At 70.6% G+C, this 10,015-nt stretch carries 12 protein-coding genes; 7 read left to right on the top strand and 5 right to left on the bottom strand.

The window, feature by feature from the left end; genetic code table 11:
* From ASD25_RS32525 to hemE, 4 genes are all read right to left on the bottom strand, one after another.
* A partial coding sequence (locus tag ASD25_RS32525) for a Rho termination factor N-terminal domain-containing protein (RefSeq protein WP_235562893.1) occupies window positions 1–312 on the bottom strand: 312 nt, incomplete at its 3' end.
* Between the two features lie 208 nt (window positions 313–520).
* Window positions 521–1,024: a CopD family protein gene (locus ASD25_RS26495; RefSeq protein WP_235562892.1), complete on the bottom strand. Its 504-nt coding sequence runs from the start codon at window positions 1,022–1,024 to the stop codon at window positions 521–523.
* Window positions 1,003–2,064, bottom strand: a complete 1,062-nt coding sequence (gene hemH, locus ASD25_RS26490) for a ferrochelatase (RefSeq protein ID WP_055831807.1) — start codon at window positions 2,062–2,064, stop codon at window positions 1,003–1,005. The genes ASD25_RS26495 and hemH overlap by 22 nt, the downstream gene beginning before the upstream one ends.
* Window positions 2,061–3,107: a uroporphyrinogen decarboxylase gene (gene hemE / locus ASD25_RS26485; protein WP_055831806.1), complete on the bottom strand. Its 1,047-nt coding sequence runs from the start codon at window positions 3,105–3,107 to the stop codon at window positions 2,061–2,063. Before hemE ends, hemH begins: the two co-directional genes overlap by 4 nt.
* A gap of 484 nt (window positions 3,108–3,591) precedes the next feature.
* Between hemE and ASD25_RS26480 the strand changes: the two genes are divergently transcribed.
* Genes ASD25_RS26480 through dnaQ form a run of 5 tightly spaced genes read left to right on the top strand, consistent with a single transcriptional unit; the run spans window position 3,592 to window position 7,233 of the window.
* The gene (locus ASD25_RS26480; RefSeq protein WP_055831805.1) at window positions 3,592–4,476 is read left to right on the top strand and encodes a pyruvate, water dikinase regulatory protein; all 885 of its coding nucleotides are present in this window, start codon (window positions 3,592–3,594) and stop codon (window positions 4,474–4,476) included.
* The gene (locus ASD25_RS26475; protein ID WP_055831804.1) at window positions 4,470–5,069 is read left to right on the top strand and encodes a nucleoside triphosphate pyrophosphatase; all 600 of its coding nucleotides are present in this window, start codon (window positions 4,470–4,472) and stop codon (window positions 5,067–5,069) included. Before ASD25_RS26480 ends, ASD25_RS26475 begins: the two co-directional genes overlap by 7 nt.
* A complete protein-coding gene (locus ASD25_RS26470; protein WP_055831803.1) occupies window positions 5,066–5,863 on the top strand; it encodes a shikimate dehydrogenase in 798 nt (265 codons plus the stop codon). The genes ASD25_RS26475 and ASD25_RS26470 overlap by 4 nt, the downstream gene beginning before the upstream one ends.
* On the top strand, window positions 5,860–6,501 hold the full coding sequence (coaE, locus tag ASD25_RS26465; RefSeq protein WP_055831801.1) for a dephospho-CoA kinase: 642 nt from the start codon (window positions 5,860–5,862) through the stop codon (window positions 6,499–6,501). The genes ASD25_RS26470 and coaE overlap by 4 nt, the downstream gene beginning before the upstream one ends.
* Window positions 6,502–6,507: 6 nt before the next feature.
* Window positions 6,508–7,233 (top strand): DNA polymerase III subunit epsilon, encoded by a 726-nt coding sequence (gene dnaQ / locus ASD25_RS26460; RefSeq protein ID WP_055831799.1) that lies wholly within the window; start codon window positions 6,508–6,510, stop codon window positions 7,231–7,233.
* Window positions 7,234–7,294: 61 nt separating this feature from the next.
* Here the strand turns inward: dnaQ and secB are convergent, their stop codons facing one another.
* Window positions 7,295–7,813, bottom strand: coding sequence for a protein-export chaperone SecB (secB, locus tag ASD25_RS26455; RefSeq protein WP_055831797.1), 519 nt, complete (start codon window positions 7,811–7,813; stop codon window positions 7,295–7,297).
* 196 nt (window positions 7,814–8,009) lie between these two features.
* Here secB and timA point away from each other — a divergent pair, with 196 nt between their 5' ends.
* The gene (gene timA / locus ASD25_RS26450; RefSeq protein WP_156377020.1) at window positions 8,010–8,651 is read left to right on the top strand and encodes a TIM44-related membrane protein TimA; all 642 of its coding nucleotides are present in this window, start codon (window positions 8,010–8,012) and stop codon (window positions 8,649–8,651) included.
* Window positions 8,648–9,772 (top strand): MltA domain-containing protein, encoded by a 1,125-nt coding sequence (locus ASD25_RS26445; RefSeq protein WP_055831796.1) that lies wholly within the window; start codon window positions 8,648–8,650, stop codon window positions 9,770–9,772. Before timA ends, ASD25_RS26445 begins: the two co-directional genes overlap by 4 nt.
* The last annotated feature ends 243 nt before the right edge of the window (window positions 9,773–10,015 follow it).

Raw genomic sequence — 10,015 nt, 5'->3', positions numbered from 1 at the left:
GGCGATGATCTCGACCTCTTCGTCGGCCAGGGTCTTSAGGATGGCGAACAGCAGGTCCTGYTTGCGCAGGTTGCCGGCGTTCTCGATCTCGAGGCTCTCGGCGAAGGCGACCAGTTCCTCSGGCGTCTTGTCGTTGAGYTCCTGCAGGGTGATGCGGCCGTTGGGGACGATCGGYTCGCCGTCGTCCTCKTCCTCSCCSKRCTCCTGRTCGACCATGGGCAGGTCGGCGGCGGCGATTTCCGTCGTCGGCAGATCGCCGTCGAGGTTTTCGGCTTCAGGAGCGGTGGGATCGGTGTCGCGGACGTCGGTCATGGGAGGCTTCTTACACATGCGCAGCCGGGCGCTCGCGCAAGCGAGGCCGGGCGGGCTGACAATGTCTGGCCTCGCGGCCGGCAGGGAAACGACGGGGTCCGACGGGAGAGATCCGATCGGCGTCGCTGGGAGAGAGGGACCGCCCGGCGCTGCCAGGAACGGTTCGGGATGAGGGGAACCACGCGGGGGCCGTCAGGTCAAGCGGGACCTAGCCGAAGGTCCATTGGGTCGTGACCGAGAGCACCGCCACGATGGCGATCACGAAGGGGATTTCGTTGGTCATCCGCCAGAACCGGCCCGTGCGGGTCGAGGTCCCGGCTGCGATGCGCTTCAGTTCTTTCGACAGGAAGCCGTGCCAGCCGCTGAGGGCCAGGACGGCCAGCAGCTTTGTCGCCATCCACGGCTGGGCCAGGAAGCCCCAGCCCGCGCCGAAGCCATAGACGTGGATCAAGATCATCCAGACACCGAACACCCAGGCCAGGCTCATCGCGGGATTGATGATGATCTTCAGCAGCCGCCGCTGCCAGATCCGGAGCAGTGATTGCATCTCCGATCGCAGAGGTTCGGCCTTGTCCGCCTGTTCTGCGTCATAGGCGTAGAGCCGCGGCAGGAAGAGCATGCCGGCCATCCAGGCGATGACCGCGAGAATATGCAGACCCCGGACGATTTCGAATGTCGTGCCATCCAGCATCAGGCCGCCCTCCGCGCGCATTGGGCCGGGCACGCCTTCCAGGCCGCCCGGCATCCCGGACCGTGGGGCGCGACGCCCTCGCGCGACAAGGCCTCCAGGACCGCGTCGGCCAGGGTCCCGATGAAGGGAGCCGCCACTCCGACGGCCGGCGCGCGCAGATACGGCGCGACGCCCAGTTCATGGGCCAGTTCGGCGTATTCGATGTCGAGCTCGACCAGGGTCTCGATGTGTTCGGAGACGAAGGCGACAGGGGTCACGATCACGCCGACGCCATCGCGGGCGGCCTGCTGGATGGCCTCGGGGGTCGACGGGCCCAGCCACTTCATCGGCCCGACGCGGCTCTGGTAGCAGATGGTCCAGTCGGTCTCGCGTTCACCCAGACCGACCGCTTGCGCGATGGCGGCGCAGGTGGCCTCGATCTGCTCCTGATAGGGATCGCCCTTTTTCGCGATCAGACTCTCGGGAATGCCGTGGGCCGAGAAGAGGACGCGGACGGGCCGGCCACCCGCCTCCGAGAGCTTCGAACGCACAGCCCTGGCCTGGGCTTCAATCCATCCCGCGGCCCGCGGATAGCAGCAGATCGTGCGGCTCGCGCCCGGGCCCTCATAGACCGTGTTCCACAGCTTCAACGACGAGTCCGTCGTCGTGGTCGAGAACTGCGGATAAAGGGGCAGCAGGACGATCTCGTCCGGCGCGAAGGCGGTCACCTCGGCGGCCGTCTGTTCGCTCAGCGGCGACCAGTAGCGCATGGCGATGAAGGCGCGGACGTCGTCGTCCGGCAGCCGCGTCCTCAGCGTCTGTTCCAGCGCGGCCGACTGTTTGCGCGTCTCGGCCAGCAGGGGCGAGCCGCCGCCCATCAGGGCGTAGTTGGCCTGGGCGCCGGTCTCGCGTCGGCTGGAGATCAGGCCCGCCAGCCAGGTCCGGAACGGATCGGGCAGGCCGATGATGGCCGGGTCGCGGAACAGGTTGAACAGGAAAGGCCGCACCGAGGCCGGATCGTCAGGCCCGCCCAGATTGAACAGGACCACCGCGATCCGTCGTCCGGAGGCCGCTCCGGTCATTGTGCGCCGATCCGTTTCAGCACCTGTTCGACATGGGCGATCGGCACGTCGGGCAGGATGCCGTGGCCGAGGTTGAAGATCCACGGCCCCTGCCCCCAGGCCTCGAGCAGCTGGTCGACGCGGCGATCCAGCATCGGACCCCCGGCGCGCAGCAGCAGGGGATCGAGCGCGCCCTGGATCGGCTTGATCACCTGGACGCGGCGTCCGATCTCCAGCGGACAGGCGGTATCGAGCGCCACGCCCTGGACGTCGACCTCGGCCGCATAGCGTTCCGCCAGGGCCGCCGAGCCGCGCGGGAAGCCGATCAGGGGCACGGTGACGCCCAGTTCGCGCACCCGGCGAACCAGTTGCTGGTGAGGCCGCAGGACCAGGCTTTCGAACAGGTCTTCCGGCAGACCCTCGGCCCAGCTTTCGAAGATCTTGAGCACCTGGGCCCCGGCGTCGGCCTGCATCTTCAGATAATGGGCCGTGGCCTCGACCAGCACGTCCAGCAGGGCCGCGACCTTCTCCGGCTCGCTGTAGGCGTAGGTCCGGGCCTGGGCGCGTTCGCCCTTGCCGATGCTGCGGGCCTCGCCGTCCAGCATATAGGTGGCCACGGTCCAGGGCGCGCCGGCGAAGCCGATCAGGGCGCGCTCAGGCTCCAGTTGCGACCGCACGATCGACAGGGTCTGGCCGACCTGTTTCAGCGCCTCGCCAGCCCCGGATGTCAGGTCCCGCATGGCCTCGACGGGAGGCAGGGCGCCCAGCCGCGGCCCCTCTCCGGCCTCGAACCAGACCTCCTGGCCCAGCGCCCGGGGGATCAGCAGGATGTCGGCGAAGACGATGGCGGCGTCGAATCCGAACCGCCGCATCGGCTGCAACGTCGCCTCCGCGGCCTTCTCGGGATCCAGACAGAAGGAGATGAAGTCCGGGGTCGTCGCCCTGAGCGCCCGGTACTCCGGCAGGTAGCGCCCGGCCTGACGCATGAACCAGACCGGCGGACGCGACGGCGTCTCCCCGGCGAGAACCTTGAGAAGCAACGGTGTGGGGGGCGAGGTGATCATGTGATCCCGGTCCTACCGGCGGCCCGGTCCAGGCTCAAGCCCGGCCCGTGTCGCACCCTCCTTATCCTTCTCAGGAAAGATTCGAAGAATGGGAGGTAGAAGGCAGGGCGGGGGATGGCGGGGATAAGCTGGCGCATTTGGGCGCGGACGGACGGGTTTTCCGCAAACAGTCACAGACGGCGGACGGCCGTTCACCGGTCTGGTGACAGCGGGGATAAATCCTGACGAGGCCTCAAGGGCGGGGTTTCAGAGCCGGCGCCTTGTCGGCAGGCTGGGCGCCATTAAGGTCTTGTTAAGGATCTCCACAGGCGGACCGGCGACGGGTCGCGGCCGTGGGATGAACCGCCCCCGCGATGGATGTCCCGTCCACCCTTGTCCCCGCTCGCCGCCCTCGCCCGGTCCGGCTATAGGAAAAGGCTGACAGCCCCGGACCAACGGCGCCCCGCCCCGTCCACAGGAGTCTCGCACATATGGACAGCTGCCGATGACGCCGGGCGCAACGGGGACGGGCCGCACGACGGGCCCTTCGCGGCTGGCGACCTATTTCCACGTCCACCTGGTGTCGGATTCCACCGGCGAGACCCTGAACGCCATGGCCAAGGCCGTGGTGGCGCGCTTCGACGGGGTCATTCCGATCGAGCACATCTATGCCCTGGTGCGGAACGACAAGCAGATGGAGCGGGTGCTGGAGGAGATCGCCGCCTCGCCCGGCGTGGTTCTGCACACCCTGGTCGACCGCGAGCTGCGCGAACAGCTGGAGACGGGCTGCCGCAAGCTGGACATGCCCCAGATCGCGGCCCTGGATCCTCTGGTCGGGGCCCTGTCACGCTATCTGGGCGCGGCCCTGTCGACCCGCGTGGGAGCGCAGCACGCGCTGGACACCGACTATTTCAACCGCATTGCGGCGCTGGACTTCGCCATGGCCCATGACGACGGCCAGGGCACGACGGCCCAGCTGGAAAGCGCCGACGTGGTGTTGTGCGGAGTCAGCCGCACGTCAAAGACCCCGACCTGCATCTATCTGGCCCACCGCGGCATCCGCGCGGCCAATGTGCCGCTGGTGCCGGGCCAGGAGGACGGCGAGCGGCTGGTTGGGCTGAAGAACCCCCTGATCGTCGGCCTGACCGTGTCGCCGGACCGGCTGGTGCAGATCCGCAAGAACCGGCTGGACGGGCTGAACGCCACCCGGGCTTCCTCCTATGTGGACCACGACGCGGTGCGCGACGAGACGGTCAAGGCGAGGCGCGCTTTCGAGCGGCGCGGCTGGCCGGTCATCGACGTGACCCGCCGTTCGGTCGAGGAGACGGCGGCGGCGATCATCAACGTCCTGAACGAGCGCCGTACGCGTCGGCTGGGAGCGGCATGGTGAGCGGGGAACGTCTCATCCTCGCCTCGAAGAGCGCTGCCCGGCAGGCCATGCTGGAGGGCGCCGGCGTGCCGTTCGCGGTGCAGGTCGCCGACGTCGACGAGAACGCCGTCAAGGCGACGCACGATCCCGCCGATGCGGCGGGGCTGGCGGTCGAACTGGCGCGGGTGAAGGCGCTGGCGGTGTCGCGTCATGACGCCGACGCCTGGGTGCTGGGCGCGGACCAGACCCTGGCCTTCGACGGGGGGCTGGTGTCGAAAGCCGGGTCTCTGGAACACGCGCGGAGGCAGCTGGCGTCGATGCGGGGCCGGACGCATCAACTGCATTCGGGCGCGGCCCTGGCGCGGAACGGGCAGGTGGTCTGGGCCGGGGTCGATACGGTCGATCTGCGGATGCGCAATTTCTCGGACGCCTTTCTGGACGCCTATCTGAAGGCCGAGGGCGAGCGGTTGCTGGCCTGCGTCGGCTCCTATCGGCTGGAGGGGATGGGGTCGCAGCTGTTCGAGGCTGTGGAGGGCGACTATTTCACCGTCCTGGGCCTGCCGCTGTGGCCGGTGCTGGCGGAGCTGCGGCGGGCCGGAGTGCTGCGGTCATGACCGTGGTCGCCGGCGTCGCCGGCCAGCCGATCGCCCATTCGCTGAGCCCGGTCATACACGGAGCGTGGATCGAGGCGGCCGGGCTGGACGCGGTCTATCGCGCCTTCGGGCCGGCGAACGCCGAGGCCTTTGCGGAGCTGGTCGATCAGGGGCGGCGCGGCGCCCTGCGCGGCCTGAATGTGACGGCGCCGTTCAAGGCGCAGGCCCTGGGGCTGGCGGACGAGGCCGGTGAAACGGCGTTGGCCTGCGGCGCGGCCAATCTGCTGGTGTTCGAGGACGGCCGGATCCGGGCCGAGAGCACAGATGGCCTTGGCCTGATGGCGGCCCTGGCTGAACAGGCGCCTGGGCTCGACGTGCGAGGCCGGCCGGCCGTTGTGCTGGGCGCGGGCGGGGCGGGGCGCGCGGCGGCGGCGGCGCTGAAGGCGGCGGGAGCGGAAGTCGGAGTGCTGAACCGGACGGCCGAGCGGGCGCAGGCGCTGGCGGATCATCTGGGCGTGGCGGTGGTCGATGCGCGGGCGCTGGGCGAGGCGGCGCTGGTGGTCAATGCGCTGAGCGTGCCGCCGACGATCGATCCGGCGGCGCTGCCGGCCGACGCGGTGCTGATGGACATGACCTATCGCCCGGTGCTCACGCCGTTTCTGGCCGAGGGGCGGGCGCGGGGGCTGACGACGGTGGACGGGCTGGCCATGCTGATCGGTCAGGCGAGGCCGTCGTTCCGGGCCCTGTTCGGCGTTGAACCGCCGGATGTGGATGTCCGCGCCGTGGCGCTGGCGACCCTGGGAGAGGCCGAATGATCGTCCTGGGCCTGACCGGCTCCATCGGCATGGGCAAGTCGACGACGACGGCGATGTTCGCCGACGCCGGGGCCATGGTCTGGAACGCGGACGAGGCGGTGCACCGGCTCTACGCCAGGGGCGGTGCGGCGGTCGGTCCGGTGGGCGAGGCGTTTCCGGGGGTGGTCGCGGACGAGGCCGTGGACCGGACGCGTCTGGCCGAGGCGCTGGGGCGGGACGATCAGGCCTTCCGGCGGCTGGAGGCGATCGTTCATCCGCTGGTGTTGCAGGGTCGGATCGAGGATCTGGCGGCGGCCGAGGCGCGGGGCGTCAGGCTGGCGGTGCTGGACATTCCGCTGCTGTTCGAGACCGGCGGGGACGCCGACGTCGATGCGGTGGTGGTGGTCACGGCGCCGGCCGCGGTGCAGGCGGCGCGGGTTCTGGAGCGGCCCGGCATGACCCGCGAGCGGTTCGAGGCCATCCTGGCGCGGCAACTGCCCGACGCCGAGAAACGCCGCCGGGCCGACTTCGTCGTCGACACCGGCGAGGGGCTGGAGGCGGCGCGGGCCCGGGTGAAGGAAATCGTGGGGATGGTTCTGGCCGAGGGGTGGTCGCCGCCCCGGCGCGGTCTTCCGAAAGCGGACGAACCGCCCCATTAAGGGGGCATGTCCCGCGAAATCGTTCTCGACACCGAAACCACCGGCTTCGACCCGCGTACGGGCGACCGGATGATCGAGGTCGGCTGCATCGAGATCGAGGATCTGCTGCCGACGGGGCGGACCTTTCACCGGCTGATCCATCCCGAGCGGACGATCCCGGCCGATGCGATCCGGGTGCACGGGATCACCGACGATCATGTGAAGGACGCGCCGAAATTCGCCGAGATCGTCATCGATCTGTGCGACTTCATCGGCGACGCGCCGATCATCGCCCACAACGCCCAGTTCGACCGCAATTTCATCGACCACGAATTCGGCCGCTGCGGCCGGGCCCTGTTCCACGAGGACCGCTGGATCGACACGCTGAAGCTGGCCCAGACGCGGTTTCCGGGCATGGCCAATTCGCTGGACGCCCTGTGCAAGCGCTACAAGATCAGCCTGGTCGAGCGCAGCCTGCACGGCGCCTTGATCGACGCCCGGCTGCTGGCCGAGGTCTATCTGGAGCTGAAGGGCGGCAAGGAGCGCCGGCTGGACCTGTCGGCCTCGCGCGTCGTCAGCGCCGCGGCGGCGGCCCATGCGGCGGCGGGCTATCCGCCCCGGCCGCGTCCGCTGGAACCGCGCGGCGGCGAGGCGGAGCACGCGGCGCACGAGGCCTTCCTGCGGGCGACGCTGAAGGACTGGTCGCTGTGGAAGGGCTATGGCCTGGACATGGAAAAGGCGTCCGCCGCCTGACGGACGCCCCTTCATTTCTTGTGGCCTACCACTCGCCGCGCGGCGGCGAGCGGCTTGAGGCCTAGGCCTTGCCGGCTTCGGCCGGGCCGCGGGCGATGGACTGCTGGCGGGCGACGTAGATGCCGGCGAAGTCGATCGGGTCCAGCATGAAGGGCGGGTAGAAGCCGCCGTCCGAGGTGGCGCGGGCGATGATCTCGCGGGCGAACGGGAAGAGGTAGCGCGGGCATTCGATCAGCAGCAGCGGCTCGATGTCCTGCTCGGGCACGCCGTGCAGGGCGAACAGGCCGCCGTACAGCAGTTCGACGTTGAAGACGGTCATCGCCTCGGTGGTCGCCTTGATGGTCAGGCGCAGGTCGACCTCGAACAGGCCGTCGGGGCGGCCCTGGGCGTTCATCTCGACGCCCATGTCGATGGCGGGCTTGCCGTCGACGCGGAGGCTGTCGGGGGCCTTGGGGTTCTCGAACGACAGGTCCTTGACGTACTGGGCGACGATGCGGAAGCCGGGGCCCTGCGGCCCCTGGGCGGCGTTGTCGGCGGGCGCGGCCGTGTTGGCGTCGGCGGGAGGGGCGGCGTCGGTCATCGATCGGGTCTGTCTGAATAGGGTGAACGGCGCCCTTTGAGACGCCCCGGAAGGCGCGGCGACTAGCACGGGGCCGGGGGTGCGGCAACGACGCTCGCCCGACCTCAGCAGCGGTTCATGTTGCGCGACCCTATATCAGCCCCTAATCGTCAGTCGCCGCGCCCGCCGTTTCGCGGACGCCAGCCAGGGAACGCCAGTGCCGCCGGTCCAGATCCAGATCATCATCTTCGCCGTGATCGCCGCCATCGTCCTGTTCCAGCTGTACAATGTGCTGGGCAAGAAGGTCGGCCGTCAGCCGGAAGACGATGCGCGATCCAAGCCGGCCGTCCTCGCGCCGGCGGGCGCCCGGCCGGAGCAAGCCGCCGGCCGTCCGGGCATCCTCGACGCCGTCACCCTGGCCTCGATCGCCAGCCTGAAGGCGCGCGATCCGAATTTCGACCCCGTCCGCTTCCTCGAAGGCGCCCGCCAGGCCCATGAGACCATCGTGCGGGCCTATGCCGCCGGCGACCGCGAGACGCTGAAGCCGCTGCTGACCCCGGCGGTGATGGACTCCTTCGAGGCCGGCATCGCCGCCCGCGAGAGCCGGGGCGAGACCGAGATCGCCGAATTCCTGCATCCGGCCCGCGCCGACCTGGAACAGGCCTCGGCCGAGGAGAACCGGGCCACGGCCAAGGTCCGCTTCCTGGCCGAGCTGCGCAATACGGTGACCTCGGCGGACGCCGCCGCCGAACCACAGATCGAGGAACGCCGCGTCGCCGAACTGTGGACCTTCGAACGGACCCTCGGCGCCAGCGATCCCAACTGGGTCCTGGCCCGCACCGAGCCCGCCGCCGCATGATCGCGGGCGGCGCGCGGCGACGCCTGGGCGCCGCCCTCGCGGCCGTGTTTCTGGTCGCCGGCTGCGCCTCCGCCCCGCCGCCGGCTCCGCCAGCGCCTGTTCCCGCCCCGTCGCCCGCGCCCGTCGAGGCCGCGGGCGTCTCGCCGACGACCCTGCCCGGGTGGGCGAACGAGAACCATCTGGCGGCGCTGAACGCCTATGCCGCCGGCTGCGGCGCGGCCCGCGACCCGGCGGGAGCCGCCGCCTGCCGCCAGGGCCGCGCGCTGCGGGACGGGGGCGCCACGGCCCGGGCCGCGCGCGATTTCTTCGAGACCCGGTTCACCGTCGTCGCCTCGGAGGGCGAGGGCCGGCTGACCGCCTATTTCGCACCCGAATACGCCGCCCGGCGGACGCCGCAGGGGCCGTTCGACACGCCGGTGGTGGCCCGGCCGGCCGATCTGGTCGTCGACCCGGCCGACCCGTCGCGGGTCCTGCAGCGCCGGGCCGACGGCTCGACCGGCCCCTACCCCGACCGGGCCGCGATCGAGGCGGCGCCCCCTGGCGCGGTTCTGGCCTGGATGAAGGCCGAGGAGCTGTTCTTCATGCAGCTGCAGGGGTCGGGCTATCTGACGTTCGAGGACGGGGGCCGGGGCCGCGCCGCCTACGCCGCCAACAACGGCCGGCCCTTCGTGGCCATCGCCAACCGCATGGTCGAACAGGGGCTGTTGCCCGCCGGCGGAGCCTCGGGCGAGGCGATCCGCGCCTGGCTGGCGGCCCACCGGGGTCCCGAGGCGGACGCGGTCACCGCGCTGAATCCCCGCTATGTCTTCTTCGCCATGCAGCCCGACGACGGCGGCGATCCGGCGGGGGCGGCGGGCGTCCCCCTGCCGGCGCGGCGCGCCATCGCGGTGGACCCGGCCAGCTGGCGCTATGGCGACCTGGTGTGGATCGACGCCGAGGGCGGCGGACTGGTCGGGGCGCGCGACAGCTATCGCGGCCTGATGATGGCGCTCGACACCGGCAGCGCCATCCGCGGCCCGGTCCGCGCCGACTTCTACATGGGCCGCGGCGCGGCGGCCGGCGAGGAGGCCGGGACGGTGAGGCATCCGCTGAGGATGTGGCGTCTGGTTCCGAGGCCGTAGGGCGTTCAATTTTCAAAGACCGGGACTGCGTTCTCCCTTCCCCGAAGTGGGAGGGTGGTGGCGCAGCGACCGGGTGGGGAATGGCGGACGCACCCCACCCTGTCGTCGCTTCGCGCCGACATCCCTCCCCATGAAGGGGAGGGAGAAGCAGGCGTGCGTCATCGCCGCTTCCGGAGAAGCGGTTGGGGAGGTCGCGGAGCGCGGGCGGCTCGGAGCGCGGGCGGCTTGGCCCGGAACCGGAAT

Source organism: Brevundimonas sp. Root1423 (genome assembly GCF_001426805.1).
Note: the sequence above shows the minus strand (reverse complement) of the source record. Positions and strands in the feature narration are given on the sequence as shown.